Source organism: Pseudomonas sp. CG7 (assembly GCF_023701885.1).
In the GTDB taxonomy this organism is placed as follows: domain Bacteria; phylum Pseudomonadota; class Gammaproteobacteria; order Pseudomonadales; family Pseudomonadaceae; genus Aquipseudomonas; species Aquipseudomonas zanjanensis.
In genome coordinates this window covers 1-23,763 of sequence record NZ_JABAEE010000051.1, presented here as the reverse complement: position 1 = coordinate 23,763, position 23,763 = coordinate 1, and the positions used below count along the sequence as shown (strand labels likewise).

General features: G+C 62.0%; 16 protein-coding genes. 10 read left to right on the top strand and 6 right to left on the bottom strand.

The features are described 5' to 3' along the window. Positions 1–75: 75 nt before the first annotated feature. Positions 76–1,128 carry a WD40/YVTN/BNR-like repeat-containing protein gene (locus HGO40_RS19860; RefSeq protein WP_250964414.1) on the top strand — a complete coding sequence of 351 codons (1,053 nt, stop codon included), beginning with the start codon at positions 76–78 and terminating at the stop codon, positions 1,126–1,128. Positions 1,129–1,171: 43 nt separating this feature from the next. Continuing rightward, positions 1,172–3,547: an efflux RND transporter permease subunit gene (locus HGO40_RS19855; RefSeq protein WP_250964413.1), complete on the top strand. Its 2,376-nt coding sequence runs from the start codon at positions 1,172–1,174 to the stop codon at positions 3,545–3,547. A gap of 149 nt (positions 3,548–3,696) precedes the next feature. Here the strand turns inward: HGO40_RS19855 and HGO40_RS19850 are convergent, their stop codons facing one another. The 3 genes from HGO40_RS19850 to HGO40_RS19840 all read right to left on the bottom strand — a co-directional run bounded on the left by HGO40_RS19850 (position 3,697) and on the right by HGO40_RS19840 (position 11,244). Next, positions 3,697–8,415, bottom strand: coding sequence for a dermonecrotic toxin domain-containing protein (locus tag HGO40_RS19850; protein ID WP_250964412.1), 4,719 nt, complete (start codon positions 8,413–8,415; stop codon positions 3,697–3,699). 113 nt (positions 8,416–8,528) lie between these two features. Continuing rightward, positions 8,529–9,254 (bottom strand): FadR/GntR family transcriptional regulator, encoded by a 726-nt coding sequence (locus HGO40_RS19845; protein WP_207965257.1) that lies wholly within the window; start codon positions 9,252–9,254, stop codon positions 8,529–8,531. A 253-nt stretch (positions 9,255–9,507) separates the two neighbouring features. Further along, positions 9,508–11,244, bottom strand: coding sequence for an IlvD/Edd family dehydratase (locus HGO40_RS19840; RefSeq protein ID WP_250964411.1), 1,737 nt, complete (start codon positions 11,242–11,244; stop codon positions 9,508–9,510). Positions 11,245–11,437: 193 nt separating this feature from the next. Between HGO40_RS19840 and HGO40_RS19835 the strand changes: the two genes are divergently transcribed. The 7 genes from HGO40_RS19835 to HGO40_RS30555 all read left to right on the top strand — a co-directional run bounded on the left by HGO40_RS19835 (position 11,438) and on the right by HGO40_RS30555 (position 17,806). After that, positions 11,438–12,760: an MFS transporter gene (locus tag HGO40_RS19835; RefSeq protein ID WP_250964410.1), complete on the top strand. Its 1,323-nt coding sequence runs from the start codon at positions 11,438–11,440 to the stop codon at positions 12,758–12,760. Positions 12,761–12,909: 149 nt separating this feature from the next. Then, entirely contained in the window at positions 12,910–13,902 is a 993-nt protein-coding gene (gene araD1 / locus HGO40_RS19830) for an AraD1 family protein (RefSeq protein ID WP_250964409.1), read from the top strand. A 12-nt stretch (positions 13,903–13,914) separates the two neighbouring features. Then, positions 13,915–15,495: an aldehyde dehydrogenase (NADP(+)) gene (locus tag HGO40_RS19825; protein WP_250964408.1), complete on the top strand. Its 1,581-nt coding sequence runs from the start codon at positions 13,915–13,917 to the stop codon at positions 15,493–15,495. Positions 15,496–15,713: 218 nt separating this feature from the next. Then, positions 15,714–16,010 (top strand): DUF5629 family protein, encoded by a 297-nt coding sequence (locus tag HGO40_RS19820; protein ID WP_250964407.1) that lies wholly within the window; start codon positions 15,714–15,716, stop codon positions 16,008–16,010. Continuing rightward, positions 15,997–17,172, top strand: coding sequence for a lactonase family protein (locus HGO40_RS19815; RefSeq protein ID WP_250964406.1), 1,176 nt, complete (start codon positions 15,997–15,999; stop codon positions 17,170–17,172). The genes HGO40_RS19820 and HGO40_RS19815 overlap by 14 nt, the downstream gene beginning before the upstream one ends. 156 nt (positions 17,173–17,328) lie before the next feature. Beyond that, positions 17,329–17,508, top strand: coding sequence for a hypothetical protein (locus tag HGO40_RS19810; protein ID WP_186704886.1), 180 nt, complete (start codon positions 17,329–17,331; stop codon positions 17,506–17,508). 172 nt (positions 17,509–17,680) lie between these two features. Then, positions 17,681–17,806, top strand: a complete 126-nt coding sequence (locus HGO40_RS30555; protein ID WP_272971873.1) for a hypothetical protein — start codon at positions 17,681–17,683, stop codon at positions 17,804–17,806. A gap of 206 nt (positions 17,807–18,012) precedes the next feature. On the opposite strand, the gene HGO40_RS19805 is transcribed toward HGO40_RS30555, so the two are convergent. Genes HGO40_RS19805 through HGO40_RS19795 form a run of 3 tightly spaced genes read right to left on the bottom strand, consistent with a single transcriptional unit; the run spans position 18,013 to position 23,494 of the window. Continuing rightward, entirely contained in the window at positions 18,013–18,615 is a 603-nt protein-coding gene (locus HGO40_RS19805) for a glutathione S-transferase (RefSeq protein ID WP_250964405.1), read from the bottom strand. Further along, positions 18,612–22,253, bottom strand: a complete 3,642-nt coding sequence (locus HGO40_RS19800) for an AAA family ATPase (protein ID WP_250964404.1) — start codon at positions 22,251–22,253, stop codon at positions 18,612–18,614. Before HGO40_RS19800 ends, HGO40_RS19805 begins: the two co-directional genes overlap by 4 nt. Next, on the bottom strand, positions 22,250–23,494 hold the full coding sequence (locus HGO40_RS19795) for an exonuclease SbcCD subunit D C-terminal domain-containing protein (protein ID WP_250964403.1): 1,245 nt from the start codon (positions 23,492–23,494) through the stop codon (positions 22,250–22,252). Before HGO40_RS19795 ends, HGO40_RS19800 begins: the two co-directional genes overlap by 4 nt. Here HGO40_RS19795 and HGO40_RS19790 point away from each other — a divergent pair. Next, on the top strand, positions 23,480–23,763 hold a 284-nt coding region (locus tag HGO40_RS19790), incomplete at its 3' end, for a hypothetical protein (protein WP_250964402.1). The two genes, HGO40_RS19795 and HGO40_RS19790, sit on opposite strands and share 15 nt — an antisense overlap.

Here is a 23,763-nt window from a genome sequence, read left to right as displayed (position 1 = left end):
GATTGCAGGTTTCAGGACTATGCTCCAGGACTGGCAACGTACCAAGCCATAACAATAATAATGGGGGAAAGGTCTATGAATGAGCCTGTCATGGCTGTGGGCCGCTGCCGGCCGCCGCTGCTGCGCAGAGTCGCGCTGCTGGCTTCGGCGCTGTCGCTGCTGGGCTCTGCGGTGTTGTCGGCACCGGTGATGGCCGTTGCGGCGTCGACGTCCGATGTCATCTATTCCGTCGAATCGGCCAAGGCCAGCAAAACCCTGATGCTCGATGTGGCCCATGCCGGGCAGCGCCTGGTGGCGGTCGGTGATCGGGGGCACATCGTCTATTCCGATGACCAGGGCACGTCCTGGACCCAGGCCAAGGTGCCGACCCGCCAGTTGCTCACTGCAGTCTTTTTCGTTGACGACAAGCACGGCTGGGCGGTGGGGCACGACGCGCAGATCCTCGCCAGCGATGACGGCGGCAGCACCTGGACCAAGCAATTCGAAGACCTCACCCGTGAAGCGCCGCTGTTGGATGTCTGGTTCAAGGACGCCGGCAATGGTTTTGCCGTGGGTGCGTATGGCGCGTTGTACGAGACCACCGACGGCGGCAAGCTCTGGGAAGACGCCAGCGACCGCCTCGAAAACGAAGACCAGTTCCACCTCAATGCCATCGCGGCCGTGAAAGACGCCGGGCTGTTCATTGTCGGCGAGGCCGGCAGCATGTTCCGCTCCGCCGACTGGGGCCAGACCTGGGAAAAGGTCGAAGGCCCGTACGAAGGCTCGCTGTTCGGTGTCATCGGTACCGCCCAGCCTTCGACGCTGCTGGCCTACGGCTTGCGCGGCAACCTGTACCGTTCCACCGATTTTGGCGGCACCTGGGAGCAAGTCGAGCTCAAGGCCGCCCGTGGAACGCTGGAGTTCGGCCTGTCCGGCGCCACGTTGCTGGCGGACGGTTCCATCGTGATTGTCGGCAACGGCGGCAGCGTGGTACGCAGTACCGACGACGGCGAGACCTTCAGCGTGTTCAACCGCCCGGACCGAATCTCCGTGGCGGCCGTCACGGCGGCAGGCAATGGCAACCTGATCCTGGCAGGGCAAGGCGGCGTGCGTGCCACCACGTCCACTGGCGCTGAACTGAGCAAATGAGTCAGGCCTGCGAGACGGGCATAAAAACAAGAAGGCGGACCCCATGAGCAGTCATCACCAAGACAAGGCGACGTTTCTCGAGCGCCTGATTTTCAACAACCGCCCGGCAGTGATCGTCATTTGCCTGCTGGTCAGCGTTTTCCTGTTCTGGCAGGCCACGCTGATCCGGCCCTCCACCAGTTTCGAAAAAATGATTCCCCTCGAGCATCCTTTTATCGAGAAGATGCTTGAGCACCGCAACGACCTGGCGAACCTGGGCAACACGGTGCGCATTTCCGTGGAAGCCACCAACGGCGATATTTTCTCCAAGGACTACATGGAGACCCTGCGCCAGATCCATGACGAGGTGTTCTACATTTCCGGTGTCGACCGTTCCGGGCTCAAGTCGTTGTGGAGCCCCAGCGTGCGTTGGACCGAAGTGACGGAGGAGGGCTTTGCTGGTGGCGAGGTGATTCCCCAGAGCTATAACGGCTCGGCCGACAGCCTCGACCTGCTGCGCAACAACGTGCTCAAGTCAGGCCAGGTTGGGCGCCTGGTGGCTAACGATTTCAAGTCGAGCATTATCGACATTCCGTTGCTGGAGTCCTACCCCGACCCGCAGGACCAGGGCAAGCTGCTTGCCCTCGACTATCGCAAGTTCTCCCACGAGCTTGAAGACAAGATTCGCAACAAGTTCGAAGCCCAGAACCCGAATGTGCAGATCCATATCGTTGGCTTCGCCAAGAAAGTGGGTGACCTGATCGACGGCCTGGTCATGGTGGTGCTGTTCTTCGGCGTGGCCTTCGTCATCACTTTGATCCTGCTGTACTGGTTCACCAACTGCATGCGCAGCACCGTTGCGGTGTTGAGCACCACCCTGGTGGCGGTGGTCTGGCAATTGGGGCTGATGCATGCGGCCGGTTTTGGCCTGGATCCCTACTCGATGCTGGTGCCGTTCCTGATCTTCGCCATCGGCATTTCCCATGGCGTGCAGAAGATCAACGGCATCGCCTTGCAGTCCAGCGAGGCGGACAATGCCCTGACGGCGGCGCGGCGTACCTTCCGCCAGTTGTTCCTGCCGGGGATGATCGCGATCCTGGCGGACGCCGTGGGCTTCATCACCTTGCTGATCATCGACATCGGCGTGATCCGTGAACTGGCCATCGGCGCCTCCATCGGCGGGGCGGGCATCGTGTTCACCAACCTGATCCTGCTGCCGGTAGCGATCTCCTACGTCGGCATCAGCAAGCGGGCGGTCGAGCGCAGCAAGAAAGACGCGACCCGTGAACACCCGTTCTGGCGCCTGCTGTCGAGTTTCGCCAGCGCCAAGGTCGCACCGGTGTCCATTGCCCTGGCGGTGATCGCCTTTGGCGGTGGCCTCTGGTACAGCCAGAACCTGAAGATCGGCGACCTGGACCAGGGCGCGCCGGAACTGCGTCCGGACTCACGCTACAACCAGGACAACAACTTCATCATCAGCAATTACTCCACCAGTTCCGATGTGCTGGTGGTGATGGTCAAGACCAAGGCCGAAGGCTGCTCGCGCTATGAGGCCATGGCGCCGATTGACGAGCTGATGTGGAAGATGCAGAACACCGAGGGCGTGCAGTCGGCGATTTCCCTGGTGACCGTGTCCAAGCAAATGATCAAGGGCATGAACGAGGGCAACCTGAAATGGGAGACCTTGTCGCGCAACCCTGACGTGCTGAACAACTCCATCGCCCGGGCCGATGGCCTGTACAACAACAGCTGTTCCCTGGCGCCGGTGCTGGTGTTCCTCAACGATCACAAGGCCGAGACCCTGGACCGCGCGGTGAAGGCGGTGCAGGACTTTGCCAAGGACAACAACCGCGATGGCCTGGAATTCATCCTTGCCGCCGGCAACGCCGGCATCGAGGCGGCCACCAACGAGGTGATCAAGGAATCGGAACTGACCATCCTGATCCTGGTGTACATCTGCGTGGCGACCATGTGCATGATCACCTTCCGTTCCTGGGCGGCGACGCTGTGCATCGTGCTGCCGCTGGTGCTGACCTCGGTGCTGGGCAACGCTCTGATGGCCTTCATGGGCATTGGCGTGAAGGTCGCGACCTTGCCCGTCGTGGCGCTTGGGGTGGGGATTGGCGTGGACTACGGCATCTACATCTACAGCCGCCTGGAAAGTTTCCTGCGCGCCGGCTTGGCGTTGCAGGAGGCTTACTACCAGACGCTGAAATCCACCGGTAAAGCCGTGTTGTTCACCGGCCTGTGCCTGGCGATTGGCGTGTGCACCTGGATCTTCTCGGCGATCAAGTTCCAGGCCGACATGGGCTTGATGCTGACGTTCATGTTGCTGTGGAACATGTTTGGTGCGCTGTGGCTGCTGCCGGCGCTGGCGCGGTTGCTGATCCAACCTGAGAAGCTGGCGGGGCAGAAGGGCAATTCACTGTTCGCCCATTGATCGATGGCAGAACCTTCAGCGCAGCCCAGGTGGCGAACTGAGGTGGGAGCGAGCTTGCTCGCGATAGCGGTGTGACAGTCAATGAAGGTGTTGAATGTCCATCCGCCATCGCGAGCGGGCTCGCTCCCACAGGTTTCCATGTGCCTTGGTCATGGCGCCAACGGTAGAAACTTGCCCTGGGCCAATGAGCGGCCGATCTGTCCACGGTGCACATCGATCACTGCGTAGGGGTTGTTAGCCTTGGCGAGCAGCGAATGATAGTGCTCTCGACGCTGCGCCTTGGTCTTGAGGTGTGCAACGCTGTAGTCGGCTTTCGGCGTGTCCACCGCTTCATAATGAAAATGTGCATACCAGATGGGGAAACCATCACGGTCGTTGACGGCGTATTCCTGGAGAAAATCCTTGCGGGCCCCTGTCAAGGCCTTGCGTTCGCCCAGTCGTGCGACCTGTATCAGGTTTTTTTCGAACAGGTAGCGCAGGTTGCCGTCGGTGGGCGGCAAACTCAGGCTCAGCTCGGTGCGCAGGGCGCTGCCCCGGTTGGTCAGCCGGGTAATCGCATCCGTCAGTTGGGTGCGCAGCGCCCCATCTTCCGGGGTGCGTGGCGTTTGTGAGCTTGCGATGGCGTTGTCGAGTTCGTCGGACAGGGCGCGGAATCGGCTCGCCTCATTGTTCAGGATCTCCTCGATTTCCTGGGGATAACGGCAGCGCGTTTTGTAATCTTCGGCGCGGCGCAACCGCTGATCCAGTTGACCGAGCAATTTGCGCGCATCGCGGCTTATCGTTTCGACACGCCGCGTTCTGGGTGCTGGAGCGGGTACTGACGCAGCGGCAGGCTCCGGTTGACGCACATCGACGGGGTCCCACACATCCTCATGGAGCGAATAGATGGCGACGTCCTTATTGTTATCCGCGCGCAGCTCGACGACATCTATCGGCAGGCGGGTGCCGGCCGGTTTGAAATCGCCGATCAAAACCCCGTTGTTGCGAGTCTTGATCACTTTTTTCTGCGGGCGCCCCTCGGCCGCCTTGGGACGTTTCGGTGGGCGTATGCGGCGCTCCGGTTCCGGCTCGGGCTTGACTTCGATGGCCAGTTTGCTGGAGGCGTCCTGATACAGGCTTTCCATCAACTCGGTCAGTTGGTTGAAGTAGGGTTGGTTTATATCGTCGGGATAGAGGGTTCTCATGCCCTGCAAATGGTCCAGGGCCCTGGCGTACTGCTCGCTCAGGCTTTCCAGGACTTGCAGCTCTTCCGATGGAGTCAGCTCGTAGGTATGCAGCTCGGCGTGAGTATGTACCTGCTTTCCAAGCGGCCGAAAAACCCGGTACATGTAGTCAGACAGGCCGCCGGAATTTTTGAGTGACAATAAATTGAGCGTGCTCATTTGCAGGGATTTGGCAGTGATTGAGTTTACTGCATCCAAGGGGCGACCTTTTGTCAGTTGCTCATACACCTTGGCGCCTGCGGAACCCTGATTCAACAGTTTCTCCAGGTACTCCTCGCTGAGCTCCAACCAACGGATTCGCCGACTGTTGATGTCGATTGTTTTCTTGAGGTAGTCAAAGTAGCTTTCTGTGTGATTGAGCAATACCTCGGGCGTGGGAGGTAAAAGGCGCGAGTTTTCGTCGTTGAGCGCTTGATATTCCGAAGCGGTTGCTTCAGAGGCGATGCTCGCGTAGCCGGCTACATCGCCCATCAGCTCACGGACGCGGTCAGCAGGCAAGCTTATCTTCAGCTCGTCGCGTTCGGGCATGCTGTCGAGCAGTTTGCGGCGAATGTCGACCTGCTGTTCGAGCAGCGTGTAAAGGGTTTGACGTTTAGGCGCGCGCTGCGCTTCAGTGTAGGTGCTGCCCTCTTCGACTTTCTTCAGTACCTGTTCAGCAACGCTCACCGCCGCATGTTGCTTGGGTTGTTGGAGCGCGAAGCCGGCCAAGTCATCGAGCAGCTCCTTCCTTCTCTGGTCCTTGAGCCGCCGCTGTTCAGCGATGCGCTTGGGTGGCATGCCTCCTCGCAGGCGCAAACCCAGGTCCATGGACCAGTTGCCCTGGCCGTCCGATTGCAACTGCGGGCCCAGGGTGAACGGGTCGAGTGGGTCAACGATCCTGACGACGACCTTGTTGCCTTGTGTCTCCGGTATGACTCGAAACAGTCTTCCGTCTATCAAGGCATGCCATTTGCTGTCGATCACATACAGCCCCTTGAAAGCGCCCACGCGGTAGGGCTCGGGCAGAGTCTTGGGGCGCGGCACTTCCATGTTTCGCAATTGAGTGCGTTGTTCCGGCGTCAGGCGATGGTGGGCGCTGGTGAAACTCAAGTCCAGGATTTGGCCCTGGTCATTGGCGTGCGCGTCCGGCAGGGCGACAGCCCCCTCCTGGATGCCAGGCTTCGCCGGCGCCGGCCATTGCTCGGCAATGACGCGTGGGGCTGGGGGGCGCATCGCCTGCTCCTTGAGGGATTCGGCGATGGGTGCACGAGACGGAGCAGGGATCGAGGACAAGTGGCTCGTCAGCAGGGCCAGGTTGACCAAAAAGTCGACGAAAGCGCTTTCCCGTGTTGCCGGGTCTTCGCTGGCCAGGGCCGGGATGTCATGGCTGGCACTGGCCATCAGGCTCCATAACCAGGCAATGGCCATGGCCGGACCGCGCAGCAAGGGAAACAGCAGCGTGTTGAACAGCAGACCGCCGCCTTCGAGCAACATCGCCCAGCGGCTTTCGCTGTTGGAGACTAAGTTGCGGTCGGCCTGGGTGACCAGCGCCTTTGCGTTGCAGCCATACAGGTACTGCAGCAACTGGCCGTTGTTCAGGTATTGCAGCAATTCCTCGTTGCCGCCGCCGGTGGCTAGCGTAGCAGGGGCGGGTTTTTCCGGCGCGGTAAATTCGTCGCCCTGGAGGAAGCGCACAATATGCGGTTCCTTGAACCCACCGTTGGCATACACCGGCCGGGCGGCATCAGACATCCAGATCAGGACGCTTTTTTGCACGTCACCGGCCGTGGCGATGGCCTGCAGCAGCGCCTGCTGCGTTGCAAACTCCATCAGCGAAGGCGTGCACAGCGGGCGATACAATAGGTGCGGCCCGGTTTTAGCGTCTTTCGCCTCGACAATGAACATGTTATTCACGATATCGGGTTGGGCCTGGGGCTGGCGCAGGAAGGCCAGGTGCCGGATGACGACGGGGCGCCCCTCGACCTGGCGGTCTTCGGCGTCGGGTTGCAGCAAGGCTTCGATGAACCGCAGCCCTTGGCGGGACATGCCATGTTCGTTGTTCAGCATTTGCTGCAGCGCCTGGAGCGGCAACTGCGCCGAGACCTGTTCGGCGAATACCTGCTGATGTTTCTGGGCCTGGGGCGAGTCGCCCATCAACTCTTCGCGCAGGTACTCAGGATAGGTCGCACCGATGTCGACCCGTTCGATCAATCCGTTTTTGTCGGTGATGAGTGCCTGGGTCAGCCAGGCAGGCAGTGCCAAGCCCTTGCGATGACGGATGTTCAGGTGCCCGCTTGGGCGGCCGACCAGATTGGCGATGGCCAGTTGCGTCAGGCTCAGGGTTCTTTTTTCGCTGATACCGGCGGTCCCGGGAAACCCAGCGGAAACGGTGAAGATCAACTCGACGTCGTCGGGGTGGAACTGGCTTGTGGAAACCTTGTTCGGGCTGCTGTCGTTGATTTTCTCCATCTCCGTGAGCAGCGCGTCGACGGTATAAGCGTTGATGTCGGTGATATCGGTTTGCTCTGATGCATTGTTCGTGGCACTGGCCAGCGCCAGGGTGGCGCGCCTGAAGTTTGCCTCATCGGTCGACGATGCAGTTTTCAACCACTCGGGCCGTAGCGCGACCAGTCGAGTCGATGTTTGCGGCGTCAGACCTGGGAGATCGCGGAGGTAGCGGCTCGGGTCGCTCAATTCGCTGTACAGCGCCTTGAGCTCTGCCAGGCCGATCCGGGCAGGCAATTGCATGGCCCGCAGATCAGCCAATTGCTGTCCCAGTATCATGACGGCCTGGGCTTCGAAGGCATCACCGGCGAGCTCGTAGCGTTGGCAAGTGACCGTGTCGACCACGTAGCGCTTGGCGATCTGTTCACCTCGATAGCGAATGACCGCGTCCATCGATTCGAAGGGCTGTACGGTGCCACCCGGGCTGCACAGCAGGAGAGTGAGTCCATATTCGGTGTAATGAGCCAGCAGGACATCGGTGCCTGGCAGCTCGGTGGTGGTGGAACCACGGGTGACCGTGTGTTTCAGGCCATAGGCATAGACAGGCGAGGCGTTGGCCTGGAAACGCTGGGCGCGCTCCGGCCACCGAACGATCTGGTCCAGGGCTTGGCGTGCCGGTACGCTCAAGCCGGGTTGTTGCAGCCGGCGAATATGCAAGGCGTTTCTGAGGGTGTCGCTGAGGCATCGCCAGCGGCTGATGCGCAGGGTGGTTTCGCTCAGGGCGGTCGTGCGGATGTCGCCATTCCAATAACGGGTCAGCGCATCTTCCAATCCGATCGGGACGATCCAGGGCAATTCAAGCAAGCATATTTCGACAACCGTTACGTCCAGCCGTCTATTGCCCGACCACAGGCGGCTGGGGGGCGAGTCGGAAAGATAGCAGTCAAGCGCGCCCTGGGGACTGAAATCGACGGGCGTGCCGAGGGCCAGGTAATCGAGCACCAACGGCATGAAGGGCTGGAAGTTCCAGCCTTTGGCGGCTGCATTCGGGACCGCGAGACGGGTCTTGGAGAGGTCGATGGTCAGTTCGGGGTATTTTTCCTTGAGTGCCTGCTCAAGCATGTGCTGTACGACCTGCTCGAAGGTCGGGCGGTCGGCGAAGAGCTGGCTGCTGATTTCTTCAAGCGCAGAAACGCTGTCGGCTGGGGATAGCGAGGTCATAAGAATTCCTTTTCTTGAACGCATGGCCGTCGGAGTGACGACGAGGGTCAAGTGTCGGGATTCCCGTCCTCTGTGTGCGGTATATAGATACCACCCGCTTGGGGCGGGTGGTGTCAGGCTTGGTCGGGATCGCTGCCCAGCACCACGTTCAAGGCGCTGCGGGCATCGTCCAGTTGCACCAGGGTCGCATGGCGCGCGCCGAGGGCGTCGCGGTTCTCGATGGCGGTGAGGATCGCCTTGTGCCGCGGCATCGCCAGTTCATGCAGGTTGGGCCGCTGGTTGGAGTGCTTGAGGGCTTCGGCGATGGCCACGGACAACATGTTGCATAGATTGGCGAGCAGGTCGTTGTGAGTGGCGTCGGCAATACGACTGTGGAAGTCCAGGTCCGGTTGCAGCAACGCTTCGGGCGTCGGGGCCGCTTCCATGCGCTGGTAGGCTTCGCTGATGGCGGCGATGTCGTCGTCGGTGGCGAACTGGGCGGCGAGGGCGGCGGCGGCGGGTTCGATGATGCTGCGCACGCTGGTGAGCAGGCCGAAGAACTCATTCTGCGGGCTGCTTTGCATCAACCAGTGCAGCACGTCCGGGTCGAGCATGTGCCATTCCCGGCGGGCCTTGACCACCGTGCCCACGCGCGGGCGCGAATACACCAGCCCCTTGGCGACCAGTACCCGGGTGGCTTCGCGCAGCACCGGGCGGCTGACCGCATACTCTTCGCACAACAGGGCTTCGGCGGGCAATTTATCGTCCGGCTTGAAGCGCCCGGAGACGATCTGCATGCCCAGTTCCTGGACGATGCGCGCATGCATGCTTTTGCGGTCGGAGGGTTTGCGGTAATCCATGGGACGCGGCGCGATCCTGTGCGAGGGGGGTGTTGCGCATGATAGCAGGCGCGGCGATGGCGGGTCGCTAGTGCGAGTTTTTGATGCAGATGAAGAGTCTTTGTGGGAGCTGAGCTTGCTCGCGATGAGGCACTTCCAGTCAACATCTCTGTTGTCTGTTACACCGCTATCGCGAGCAAGCTCAGCTCCCACAAAAGCTCAGCTCCCACAAAATTTGCTCTCACAAAGCTTGCTCCCATAAGGGAGACCTGGATCAGTGAGAGTGACGCGGCACCTCGGCGCCGCGACAACCCACCAGGAAGTCGAAGTCGCAGCCCTGGTCCGCTTGCAGCACATGGTCAATGTACAACTGGCGGTAGCCGCCCACCAATAGCTGTTGCGGTGGCGCGAGGTCGGCCAGGCGCGCGGCGAGTTCGGCGTCCGGGATGTCCAGGTGCAGGCGGCCGCTGGCGCAATCGAGTTCGATCCAGTCGCCTTCCTTCACGGCGGCCAGAGGCCCGCCGGCTGCGGCTTCCGGCGCCACGTGCAGGACGACGGTGCCGTAGGCGGTGCCACTCATGCGCGCGTCCGAAATACGCACCATGTCCGTCACGCCCTGGGCCAGCAGCTTGGCCGGCAGGCCCATGTTGCCCACTTCAGCCATGCCCGGATAACCCTTCGGCCCGCAGTTTTTCATCACCAGGATCGAGTCGGCGTCCACATCGAGCTCGGGGTCGTTGATCCGTGCCTTGTACTCGTCGAAGTTTTCGAACACCACCGCACGGCCGCGATGCTGCATCAACTCAGGCGTGGCGGCGGATGGCTTGAGCACCGCGCCGAGGGGCGCCAGGTTACCCCGCAGTACGCAGATACCACCGTCGGCGCGGATCGGGTAGTCGAGGGGGCGGATGACTTCATCCTGGCCGTAGATCGGCGCGTCCTTGGTGTTGTCGCCGAGGCTCTTGCCGTTGACCGTCAGCGCGTTCGGGTGAGGGATCCGGTTGGCTTCCCCCAGGCGACGCAGCACGGCGGGCAAACCGCCGGCGTAGTAGAACTCTTCCATCAGGAAGCGCCCGGACGGCTGCAGGTCGACGATGGTCGGCATGCCGCGACCGATGCGGGTCCAATCGTCCAGGTCCAGTTGCACGCCGATGCGTCCGGCAATGGCCTTGAGGTGGATCACCGCGTTGGTCGAGCCGCCGATGGCCGCGTTGACACGAATGGCGTTTTCGAAGGCTTCCTTGGTCAGGATCTTCGACAGTTTCAGGTCTTCACGGACCATTTCCACCGCACGCATGCCGGACATATGGGCCAATACATAACGGCGGGCGTCCACGGCCGGAATCGCCGCGTTGTGGGGCAGGGAAGTGCCGAGGGCTTCAGCCATGCAGGCCATGGTCGAGGCCGTGCCCATGGTGTTGCAGGTACCGGCCGAGCGGGACATGCCGCCCTCGGCCGCGAGGAAGTCGTCAATGGTGATGGTGCCGGCCTTGACCTGCTCGCTCAATTGCCAGACCACAGTGCCGGAGCCAATGTCCTGGCCCTTGTGCTTGCCGTTGAGCATTGGCCCGCCGGTGACGCCTATGGCCGGTACGTCACAACTGGCGGCGCCCATCAGCAGGGCGGGGGTGGTCTTGTCGCAACCGGTGAGCAGCACCACGCCGTCGATCGGGTTGCCACGAATCGCCTCTTCCACGTCCATGCTTGCCAGGTTGCGGGTCAGCATGGCGGTGGGCCGCAGGTTCGATTCACCGTTGGAGAATACCGGGAACTCTACCGGGAACCCCCCGGCCTCGATCACGCCACGCTTGACGTGCTCGGCGATCTGCCGGAAGTGCGCGTTGCACGGCGTCAGCTCCGACCAGGTGTTGCAGATACCGATGATCGGCTTGCCGTGGAACTGATGGTCGGCGATGCCCTGATTTTTCATCCAGCTGCGGTACATGAAGCCGTTTTTGTCGGCGGTGCCAAACCATTGGGCCGAGCGCAGGGAGGGTTTCTTATCAGACATGATCGATTCTCTTATTGTATGACTATATTGTTCTAGCTGAAGCGTAACATAAGCGCAATTTGTGCGGTTTGGAAGTGTTGTTGGGTAAATAGTATTACTATATAGTCCGATTCAACGGAGGGATTGTCCTGGCGGTCATTCGCGAGAGAAATCCCCCGAGGTTCTATAACAACAACAATCGGAGACCGGTCCCATGAGCCAGGAACTGCGGCTTATTCGTCGCATCACTCTCAAACTGATTCCCTTCCTGATCCTGCTGTACCTGATCGCCTACGTAGACCGCTCTGCGGTGGGCTTTGCCAAGCTGCACATGGGCGCCGACATCGGCATCGGCGACGCCGCCTACGGCCTGGGCGCCGGGCTGTTTTTCATCGGTTATTTCCTGCTGGAAATCCCCAGCAACCTGATGCTGGAGCGCTTCGGTGCCCGGCGCTGGTTCGCCCGGATCATGATTACCTGGGGCGCCATCACCATTGGCATGGCGTTCGTGCAAGGCCCCCATAGCTTCTATGTGATGCGCTTCTTGCTGGGCGCGGCCGAAGCCGGGTTCTTCCCGGGCGTGCTGTACTACATCACCCAATGGTTCCCGGTGCGCCATCGCGGCAAGATCCTGGGGCTGTTCATTCTCTCCCAACCCATCGCGATGATGATCACCGGCCCGGTATCCGGCGGCTTGCTGGGCATGGACGGGATCCTTGGCCTGCACGGCTGGCAATGGCTGTTCATTGTCATCGGTCTGCCGGCGGTGCTGTTGACCTGGCCGGTGCTGCGCTACCTGCCGGATGGCCCGCAACAAGTGAAATGGATGGACCAGGCCGAGAAGGACTGGCTGGCCGGTGAGCTGAAAAAAGACCTGGAGGAATACGGCCAGACCCGCCATGGCAATCCGCTGCATGCCCTCAAGGACAAGCGTGTGTTGCTGCTGGCGCTGTTCTACCTGCCGGTGACCTTGAGCATCTACGGCCTGGGCCTGTGGTTGCCGACGCTGATCAAGCAGTTCGGCGGCAGCGATCTGGTGACCGGTTTCGTGTCGTCGGTGCCGTACATTTTCGGCATCGTCGGCCTGCTGATCATTCCCCGCAGTTCCGACCGCTTGAACGACCGCTACGGTCACCTGGCCGTGTTGTACGTGCTGGGCGCCATCGGCCTGTTCCTCAGCGCCTGGTTGTCGGTGCCGGTGTTGCAATTGGCGGCGCTGTGCCTGGTGGCGTTCGCGCTGTTTTCCTGCACTGCGGTGTTCTGGACCTTGCCGGGACGGTTCTTTGCCGGCGCCAGTGCGGCGGCGGGCATCGCGCTGATCAACTCGGTGGGCAACCTGGGTGGCTACATTGGTCCGTTCGTGATCGGTGCGCTGAAGGAGTACACCGGCAACCTGGCTTCGGGGCTGTATTTCCTGTCCTGTGTGATGGTGTTTGGCTTGGTGTTGACTGGCGTGGTCTACCGCCTGCTGGAGCGCAAGCATGTGTTGCCGGCGGATCAGTTTGCCGCCAGCGCCCGGGGAGCGACACGTACCTGAAATGACTGCGATCAACTGTGGGAGCGAGCTTGCTCGCGATGGCGATCGGACAGTCAACATCCCGGCTGAATGGGAGGCCGCTATCGCGAGCAAGCTCGCTCCCACAAGGGAATGCACCAAATTCAAGTTTTGCGTACAAGGAGAAAGATATGCGTTTAGTTCAGTTCGAATTGAGTAACGGCGAACGCCGCGTCGGTGTGGTCGAGGGCGATCAAGTGCGCGAAGTGCAGGGCGCCGGCACCGTGCGCGAGCTGGCGCTGGCAGCCATCGAAGCGGGTGTGAAGCTTGAGCAGCAGGTCAACGGCCTGGGCCTGGGTGCAAGCCATGACTACGCGCAGTTGCTCGGTGAGCTGCGCATCCTGCCGCCGCTGGATCACCCGGACCCGGCGCACCTGTTGGTCAGTGGCACCGGCCTGACCCACCTGGGCAGTGCCTCGGCCCGGGACAAGATGCACCAGCAGGCCGGTGACGAAGCGACCATGACCGACACCATGCGCATCTTCAAGTGGGGCGTGGAGGGCGGCAAGCCCCAGGCCGGGCAGGCCGGTGTGCAACCGGAATGGTTCTACAAGGGCGACGGCAGCATTGTCGTCCGTCCGGGCCAGCCGTTTCCGTTGCCGCCGTTCGCCGAAGACGCTGGCGAAGAGCCTGAAGTCAGCGGCCTGTATGTCATCGGTCACGATGGCAAGCCGTATCGCCTGGGCTTTGCCGTGGGCAACGAGTTTTCCGACCACGTGATGGAGCGCAAGAATTACCTGTACCTGGCCCATTCGAAACTGCGCAGTTGCAGCTTTGGCCCGGAACTTCGCGTGGGTGAACTGCCTCAACATCTATCCGGGACCAGTCGTATCCTGCGCAACGGCGAAGTGCTGTGGCAGAACGAATTCCTCAGCGGCGAGGCGAACATGTGCCACAGCCTCGAAAACCTGGAATTCCACCACTTCAAATACAGTCAGTTCCTGCGCCCGGGGGACGTCCACGTACACTTCTTCGGCACCGCGACGCTGTCGTTCGCCGATGGCATCCGCACCCAGCCGGGGGATGTGTTCGAAATCAGCCAGGCGGAGTTCGGCGCGCCGCTGGTCAACGGTATTGCCCCGGTGGACGCGGTGTTCAATCCGGGTACTATCGGCACACTTTAAAGGAGACTTGCGATGAACCAGATCCTTGGCCACAACTACATCGGCGGGGCGCGCAGCGCGGCCGGCCAGACCCGCCTGCAGAGCGTCGCCGCCAGCACCGGCGAGGCCTTGCCCCATGCATTCGTCCAGGCCACGGCCGAAGAAGTCGATGCCGCTGCCAAGGCCGCTGCCACGGCATACCCGACCTATCGCAGCCTGAGTGCGGCGCGCCGGGCCGAGTTCCTCGAAGCCATTGCCGATGAACTGGACGCCTTGGGCGATGACTTCGTCGCCGTGGTCTGCCGTGAAACCGCGTTGCCAGCGGCGCGGATCCAGGGCGAGCGCGGGCGTACCAGCGGCCAGATGCGTCTGTTCGCCAAGGTCCTGCGCCGTGGTGATTTCTACGGCGCGCGCATTGACCGCGCCTTGCCGGAGCGCACGCCGCTGCCGCGTCCGGACCTGCGTCAGTACCGCATCGGCCTCGGCCCGGTGGCGGTGTTCGGCGCCAGTAACTTCCCCCTTGCGTTTTCCACCGCCGGTGGTGATACCGCAGCGGCGCTGGCCGCCGGCTGCCCGGTGGTGTTCAAGGCCCACAGCGGCCACATGGCCACGGCAGAACACGTCGCCGACGCGATCATTCGCGCCGCCGAGAAAACCGCGATGCCGGCCGGTGTGTTCAACATGATCTATGGCGGTGGCGTCGGCGAATGGCTGGTCAAGCATCCGGCGATCCAGGCCGTGGGTTTCACCGGTTCCCTCAAGGGCGGGCGTGCCCTGTGCGACATGGCGGCCGCACGGCCCCAGCCGATTCCGGTGTTCGCCGAAATGTCGAGCATCAACCCGGTGATCGTGTTGCCCCAGGCGCTGGAAACCCGCGCCGAAAGCATCGCTCGCGACTTGACCGCCTCGGTGGTGCAGGGCTGCGGCCAATTCTGTACCAACCCGGGCCTGGTGATCGGCATTCGCTCGCCGCAGTTCACCGCCTTCACCCAACAGGTGGCCGCGCTGATCGGCGACCAGTCTGCCCAGACCATGCTCAACGCCGGCACGCTGCAAAGCTACGGCAAGGGCCTGCAAAAGCTGCTGGCGCACCCGGGCATCGAACACCTGGCCGGGCGCGAGCAACAGGGCAACCAGGCCCAGCCGCAGTTGTTCAAGGCCGACGCCAGCCTGTTGATCAACGGTGCCGAGGCGCTGCAAGAAGAGGTGTTCGGCCCGACCACGGTATTTGTCGAAGTCGCCGACCAGGCGCAACTGACCGCCGCGCTGAACGGCCTGCACGGCCAACTCACCGCGACGATGATTGGCGAGCCGGCGGATTTCGAACAGTTCGGCGAACTGACGCCGTTGCTGGAGCAGAAGGTCGGCCGCATCTTGCTCAACGGTTATCCAACCGGCGTCGAGGTGTGTGATTCGATGGTGCACGGCGGGCCTTACCCGGCGACGTCCGATGCCCGTGGCACCTCGGTGGGTACATTGGCGATCGATCGCTTCCTGCGTCCGGTGTGCTTCCAGAACTATCCGGACAGCCTGCTGCCGGAACCACTGAAAAACGCAAATCCGCTGGGGATCCAGCGGTTGGTGGATGGGGTGCCGGGGCGCGAGGCGCTCTGAGGGTTGCGGTGAGGTCGTTACATTCAAGTTGAATGTGCCGGCCTCATCGCGAGCAGGCTCGCTCCCACAGGGGATTTACGCTCATCACCAATCTCCTGTGGGAGCGAGCCTGCTCGCGAAAGCGATATGTCAGGCAACACCGCTTTCGAACCTTATGGCCCAAGGCCCACTCCCACATTGGGTTATCATGGCACTTTCCCAATGACCGACTGATCACCATGACTGCCGTAACCGACACCCTGCTGCACGCCCTCGAACATTGCGACATGCTGATTATCGATGGGCTGCATGCATTCGATTTCTCCCTCGACGAGCAAGATCAGTTGCACGTCGAGTGCATGAACGGCCGCACCCTTGAGCATTGGCGTTTCACCCCGGCGCAGATGCAGGCCGCGACCTTCGACAAAGCCCTGAAGCATTGGGTCATTACCAGCGATTCGGGCGATCACCACCTGGAATGCGTGGAAGCGACCAGCGGCCACGACGATGAGGACTCCGATCATGAAGATGCGTAGTTTCTGGCCCTTGTTGATGGCCGGCAGCGTGGGCGCCATGGGCGTCCAGGCCGACACCAGCGAGCGCCACCAGTTGTTGGTGGGCTCCTACACGGCGGGCCAGAGCCAAGGCATCTACCGGTTGCAGTTCGACAGCCGCACCGGCCAGATCGCCGCCAACCCGTTGCAAGTGATCAAGACAGACAACCCTTCATGGCTGACCCTGTCCAAGGACATGACCCGGCTGTTCGTGGTCAACGAAAACGGGCCGGGCCAAAAAGACCCGGTGGGCAAGGTCAGTAGCTACGCCATCGACCCAAAGACCCACGCCATCAGCCTGATCAGCCAAGTGCAATCCCTGGGCAACGAACCGACCCATTCGAGTTTGAGCCACGACGGCCAGCATTTGTTGGTCAGTAACTATTCCGTGCTGGAAAACCCGGGCGGCACCTTGGTGGTGGTGCCGGTGGGGGCGGACGGCAAGCTGACGCCAGTGGTCCAATCGGGCAGCCATCAGCCGAGTCGGGTCAATCCCGAGCGGCAGAAATCCGCTCATGTGCATTCCGCGGTGCCGTCACCAGACGGCAACTATGTGTTCGCCAATGACTTGGGGGCGGACAAGGTGTTTGTCTACCGCTACAACCCCAAGGCCAACCCCGAACTGCCGTTGACGCCTGCCGATCCGCCCTTCGTGCAGTTGCCGCCGGGCAGCGGGCCGCGCCATCTGTTGTTCAGTGGCGATGGCAAGCATGCCTGGTTGACGATGGAGATGACCGCCCAGGTCGCGGTATTCGATTACCAGGACGGTCGCCTGACCCAGCGCCAGTTGGTCGATCTGGCCGACGGCAAACCCCAGCCGGGTAAGGCAGCGGCAGCGTTGCATGCGTCCAAGGACGGCAAGTTCTTGAACGTCAGTAACCGTGGCACCACCAACGAAATCCTGGTGTTCGCTGTAGACCCGACCTCCGGCACCTTGAAGGAACTGCAGCGACGCTCCGTCGAGGGTGATCACCCCCGGGAGTTCAGCCTTGATCCAAACGAAAAATTCGTCCTGGTCGCCAATCAGAAAAGCAACCAGATCGTGGTCATCGAGCGCGATCCAAAGACCGGCCTGCTGGGCAAAACCGTTCAGAAACTGCCCATGGATGCGCCAAGCGATGTGAAATTCCTGGTGCGTCAATAACGCTCAGGCCCCGATTTCAGGGGCCTTCGCCGTTGTATCAACAAGACTGATAGTCGCTAGTATTACAAAGCATTTCAAGGCGAGACGCCTCGGCGCGTAAGTTTGCTTCACGGCCCCACCGGGCAAATCAGCCAACTGAATCCGAGGATTACCGCCATGAACCTGAATCTTTTTTCCGTGATCGCCGCTTCCGCCATCTCCGCCAACGTGGCATTGCCGGCCAGTGCCAGCATCGAGATCAGCGACAAGAAAAACCGCACCCAGAGCTACACCGAGAAATACCTGCAACAAAGCGCCAACTTCTATGCGGCGCTGGACCACAAGACCCAACACTGAACACCGCTGACCCTTGAAGCCTGCGATCTTTTCGTTTCCTACCCGGATCCCGGGGGAGAGAAAAGATCGCAGGCTTCGTGCTTGGGTTGAAAATCACCGTTGTGATATCACATGGCCATGTGTTTAAATTTGACGCTCGTTAATTGACTCCTTACCAATAAGGATCGACACCATGGCGATGCGTCTGGCAGTGATGCTGCTGTTCCTCTATTCCACCCCGATTGTCTCGGCGGCCCAGCCCGTTCCCGGTGAGCTGGAAGTCGCCCGTGAGCGATTGTTGAGTTTGTTGGGCGACTGATTGGCTCAGATAGCAATGGGCTGCATGATTGCCTTTGTGGCGAGGGAGCTTGCTCCCGCTCGATTGCGTAGCAATCGCTAAAAGGGGGCTGCTGCGCAGCCCAGCGGGAGCAAGCTCCCTCGCCACAAAAAAACCCTTAGCCACAAAAGCCCCTCTTAGCCATAGAAGCTCATTAGCCACAAAAAGTGCGCTAACTGGGCAAATGGTTACTTGGCCATGATCGCCACGAACAGCTCTGACTCGAGCAATCCCTGCAGCCAATCCTGTAGCCGAGGGTAGGGCGCCTGGGCAAACCAGTCGCGGTCGACATGGGCGAACTGCCGTATGAAGGGCAGCACGGCCACGTCGGCCAGGCTCGGGTGCTCCGCCGCCAGGAAGGGCCGGGCTTCAAGCAATGCCTCCAGTCTGCGCAGATAATTTTCACCCTCGCTACGGTAATGTTCCTTCGAGTATTCGGGATGGCGTTCGGGGTATTTGTAGCGATTCAAGTGAAGCTTGAACACTCGGTCGTTTTCCTCGACCAACGCCGCTGTCAGCGCCTGGCCTTCGGGATCGTCCCGTAGTCTCCAGTCTTGCGGATCGTGCAGGTCCAAGGCCCAGCCCATGATCTCCAGACTCTCATCGATCACCCGGCTATCGACTTGCAGCACCGGCACCGTGCCTTTGCTGGAGAGGGCGAGCATCTCGGCGGGCTTGGCCTTCAGGCTGACTTCGACAATTGCCACCTCGACCGCGCTGTAGCGCAAGGCCATGCGCGCCCGCATCGCATAGGGGCAACGGCGGAAGGAGTAGAGCGTGGCACGACTCATTTCACCTCCACCGTGCTCAACCCGTTGCCCTGGCGCCGCACCTGGATCTGCACCGGGATCCGCTCGTGCATTTCCTGCACATGGGATATCACCGCAACCTTGCGGCCCTGGGCCTGCAGGCCGTCGAGGGCATCCATGGCCAGTTGCAGCGACTCGGGGTCGAGACTGCCGAAGCCTTCGTCGATGAACAGCGATTCGATCTTCAGTGTGCTGGACGCCATCGAGGCCAGGCCCAGTGCCAGGGCAAGGGAGACCAGGAAGGTTTCGCCGCCGGACAACGAATGCACCGAGCGCAGTTCATCGCCCATCTCCGTGTCCATCACCAGCAGCCCGAGCATGCTGCCGCCGCGCTTGAGCCGGTAGCGGCGCACCAGTTGCCGCAGTTGGGCATTGGCGTGGTGCACCAGCAGGTCGAGGTTGTACGCCTGGGCCAGCTTGCGGAAGCGATCACCGGTGGCCGAGCCGATCAGGGCATCGAGGCGTGCCCAGCGCTGGTATTCGGCGTAGGCCTGGTCGATCTGCTGGGCCAGGGCCTGGTTGGCGTTCTGCCGACGTTGATCCTCGGCCTGTTCGGCGCGCAGTTCGGCGCAACGCTGTTCACTGGCGGAGAATTGCGCTTGCAGCTCGGTGAGGGCTTCGGCGAGTTGCTCGGCGGCCAGGTTGCCGTTGTGCTGGGCCTGGTGATTGTGCAGGCGGTGCTCGCGTTCGGTGAGCAGGACGCGGGCCTGTTCGATGGCTTTTTCGCTGTTGAGCAAGCGCTGGCGCAACTGGCTGACCTGTTGTTCGGCCAGGCTGAGCAGGGTTTGAAGGGCGGCATCGTCCAGTTCAGGATGGCCGTTGCGCCACTGCGCGATACCCGTATCCAGGGCCTGAAGTTCATGGTCCAGGGATTGTGCCTGTTCCTGGCGGGCCTTGAGTTCGGCGGCCAGTTGCACGAGGTTGTTGCGCAATTGCTGCAACTGCTGATTGGCCGTTGCCTCGGCCTCCCGGGTCTGTTCGAGGCTCTGGTCGAGTTGTTGCTGCCAGTGTTCGGCGCTGATGTGCCCACCGAGCAGTTGCGCGAGTTTTGCCTGGCCGGCCTGCTGTTGCTCGCTCAAGGTGCTGAATTGCACGCGGGCCGCTTCCAGTTGCTGGACGCGAGTCTGCTGGCGGTCCTGTTCTTTTTCCAGGGTCTGCTGGCGCTGGAGCTGTTCGCCCAGTTCGTCGCGTTGCTGGTCCAGTTGCGCCAGGCGCTGGGCGATCTGTTGGTCGAGCTGCAAGAAGGTCGCGGCGGGATCGCTGCGCAACGCCTGCAAGGTGTCCGCCGGCAGCAGCGTGCTGAAGTGGCTCAAATCCTCGCCCAGGCGCTGGCGGTCGCGGGCCAGTGCTTGCTGCTGGTTGTCCAGGTGCTGTGAGGCCTGTTGGCTGGCGACTTCGGCCTCGCGCAGGCGCTGGCCCATCCGGGCGGCGTCTTGCTGCAGGGTCAGCAGGGCGGCTTGCCGTTGTTCGTCCTGGCTGATGTGCTGGTGCAGTTGGCTGTTCTGCTGGGCCAGCCAGGCGTCGCGCTTGCTCGAATCCTGGGCCAGCAGTTGCGCCGACAACGGGTGGGCTTCCAGGCTGGGCGCCAAGCCCTGTTGCTGGCTGGCGAGCTGTTCCTGCTGCTGTTTGAGCTCCTTGAGCTGGGCCATGACGCCGCTGTACTGCGCCCGTAGCTCGATGACTTTTTCATAGAGCAGTTCGACGGCTTTGCGGGCGTTGGCCTCTTCGGAGTCATCGAAGCGCCCGAGGTTTTCCAGCAGGGCTTCGGGTTGATGATAAGGATGCTTGACGCTGCCGCACACCGGGCAGGGCTGCTTGGCCTGCAACTGGGCGCGCAGTTGCTCGACGCTTTCGCTGCGGGCCAGGCGCTGGCGTGCCAGCAGTTCGCGGGTCACGGTCAGGGCCTGCTCGGCAATGGTCAGTTCGGCCTTGGCTTCGCCGCCCTCACGCACCAAGCGGTCACGTTCCTGCAACGCTTGTTGCTGGCGTTGTTCGAGCTCGGCGCCGCGTTTGTCCAGCTCTTGCTGACTGGCCCATAGCCGGGTCAGTTCTTCGAACGCGCGCAGTTGCTTGCGGTTGTCTTGCAGCAGGTTGCCGAGCAATTGGATCTGTTCGGCCACCGCGTCGGGCTCGGCGCCCGCTTCCTTGTACAGCACCTCGAGGTCTTGTCGGCGGCTGGCCAGTTCTTCGGCGGCGCGGGCGGCGCTGTGTTCCAAGGTGGCGAGTTCGGCCTGGCCCTGGTTCAGGCGATTGCCGATCAGCATCAGTTGTTGGAGACGATCGCGATAGGCGCTCCAGGCGTCGCTCAGCGGCGCCAGGTGGGTGCTTTGCTCAAGTTCGCCGGCGATGCGCTGCAAGCGCTCGGCCACCTGTTTTTGCTGGTCGAGCAAGGTGTCGATGGTGCGCTGGCCTTCGGTGCACGCCTGTTGTGCCTGCTCCTGGCGCTCGGCGGCCTGGCTGGTGTCCTTGGCGAGGCGGGCCAGGCTGCTTTGCTCTTCAAAGGCCTGGCGCAGCAACGGCGCGCAGTCGCTGCTTTGTTGCCGGGCTGCGGCCTGTGCCAGTTGCGCGGCGTCCAGGCGTTTTTCCAGTTCGGCCTGTTGTTCATGCAAGTCGATCTGCTGTTGGGTGAGCTGCTGGATCTGCCCGGCCAGGGGGTCGAGTTGTCGGCTCAACTCCGTCTGACGAATGAACTGATGGCGCTGGGGCGCCAGTTGTTCCAGGCGGGTCAGTTTCAGGCGTTCGTCGGCCAGGGCGTCCCAATCGACCTGGGCCTGTTGCAACTGCTCGGCGGCGCTGGCGTGTTCGTCCTGCAGCTGGCGCAGGTCCCGCAGCCAGGTGTGTTGCTGCTCCAGTTGCTTGAGCTGCGCCTGCTGGGTCTTGAGCTGCTGCTGGGCGTCATTGAAACGCTGGTCCAGCTCGGCCCGGGCTTCGGGAACCAGCGGCGTGACGCCGCTGGCCTGGTCCTGCAATTGCCGGTGGCTGTCCTTGGCTTGCTTGGCCTTGTCGAAGGCGCGGCGGCCGAGGCGGGTATACAGGGCGGTGTCGGTGAGTTTTTCCAGCAGTTCGCTGCGGTCGTTGTCATCGGCCTTGAGGAACGCGCTGAACTCGCTTTGGGCCAGCAACACGGCGCGGGTGAACTGCTCGAAGTTCAGGCCCAGGGCGGCTTCGAGCTGGGTCTTGTATTCGCCTTTCTGGCTCGCCAGCAATTGATCGTTGTCCAGGTCCCGCAAGCTCTGGCGGCTGGCTTGCAACTTGCCGCCGGCCTTTTCCCGGGCGCGATTGGCTTCCCAGCGGGCCCGATAGCGGCGCCCGTCTATGCCACGAAAATCCACTTCGGCAAAGCCGTCGCCGGTGCCGCGGCGCAACAGCGTGCGCGGGTCACCCGTGGCGATATCGCCATCGACGTCCGGCACCTTGGCGTCGCGCCCGGTGTTGTTGAGGCGCGGCACGGCGCCGAACAGCGCCAGGCACAAGGCGTCGAGCAGCGTGCTCTTGCCGGCGCCCGTGGGGCCGGTAATGGCGAACAGGCCGGCGCTGGCCAAGGGTTCGGCGGTGAAATCGATTTCAAAAGGCGCGGCCAGGGACGCCAGGTTCTTGAGGCGGATCGCGAGAATCTTCATGGCTGCTCGCTCTCCATCTGCACGTCTTGCAACAGCACGGCAAAGTCCTTGAGGGTTTGTTCGTCCACTTCGTTGCCGTAGGTGTCCTGCCAGGCGCGGCTGAACAGTTCCTGCGGGCTGAGCTGATCGAGCTCCACCAACGCACCGTCGTCATCGGCACCGCCAGTGCCACCGTTGCCGGCGTACTCGGCGCCGATCCGTACCAGGCGCACGGCCTTGCCTTGCAACGCGGTTTCAACCTGGTGGCGCAGGTCCGGCTGCGGTTCGTCGAGGCGCACCCGCACTTCCAGCCAGGGTTGGCGCTGGATGTCGGCCAGCAGGTCGATGTCGGGCAGCTCCTTGAGTTGCCCGAGAATATCGGCCAGGGGGGCCGGGCCCAGGCGTTGAAGATTGACGGCCCGGGGAATCAGGCGTGGCTCGACCTTGACTAGGATCTCGCCGTCCAGCGTGACGTCGAGAATCTGGTGCTGGTAGCCAATCTCCGAGAACGACAGTGGGATCGGCGAGCCGCTGTAGCGGATGCGCTCTTCACCGTTGACCTTCTGCGGTTTGTGCAGGTGGCCGAGGGCTACGTAGCTGATGCTCGGGCCGAACAGGCTGGCGGGCAGGGCCTCGGCGTTGCCGATGATCAGGCTGCGCTCGGAATCCTCGGACACCGAGCCGCCGGCCATGTGCGCATGGCTGACGGCGATCAGCGCCTGGCCTTTCTTGCGCTTGCTGTTGGCGGCAGCGATCAGCCACTCGTGCACCTGGCCGATGCCCCGCAGGTAGTCGTCACCCAGTTGCGCGCCGGTGACTTCGGCGGGGCGCAGGAACGGCAGGGCCAGGCACCACGCCTTGACCTTGCCCTTGGCATCGGGCAGCGGCAATAACAGCCGCTCGACGTCCAATTGGCCGTCGTCCAGCCACAACACCCGGCCCAAGGCGTGGGTGCGCAAGCGGCGCATCAGCGGCGCGGGCAATTCGATACGCGAGCCGGAGTCGTGGTTGCCGGCGATCATGACAATGGTCAGGTTGGCGTTTTGTTCATGGGCGCTGACGATGAAATCGTACAGGCGCTCCTGGGCTTTGACCGGCGGGTTGACGGTGTCGAAGATGTCACCGGCAATCAGCAGCACGTCGGGGTTTTCCTGGCTCAGCTGACGCCGCAGCCATTCGAGGAAGCAGGCGTGTTCGAAATCGCGTTCCTGGCCGTGCAGGTTTTGCCCCAGGTGCCAGTCGGAGGTGTGAAACAGACGCAAGGTGAACTCCAGAAACAGATGATGGCCGCGGTGAAGAGGGGGCGGCTAAAAGAAGGAGAGTTTACTGGGAAACGGAGGGGAGGATTTGGTCAACTTCATTGGATCTATCTGAACACGACCCTGTGGCGAGGGAGCTTGGTCCCGCTCGATTGCGTAGCAATCGCCAAAAAGGGGCTGCTGCGCAGCCCAGCGGGAGCAAGCTCCCTCGCCACAAAAGCCACAAAAGCCACAAAAGCCACAAAAGCCACAAAAGCCACAAAAGCCACAAA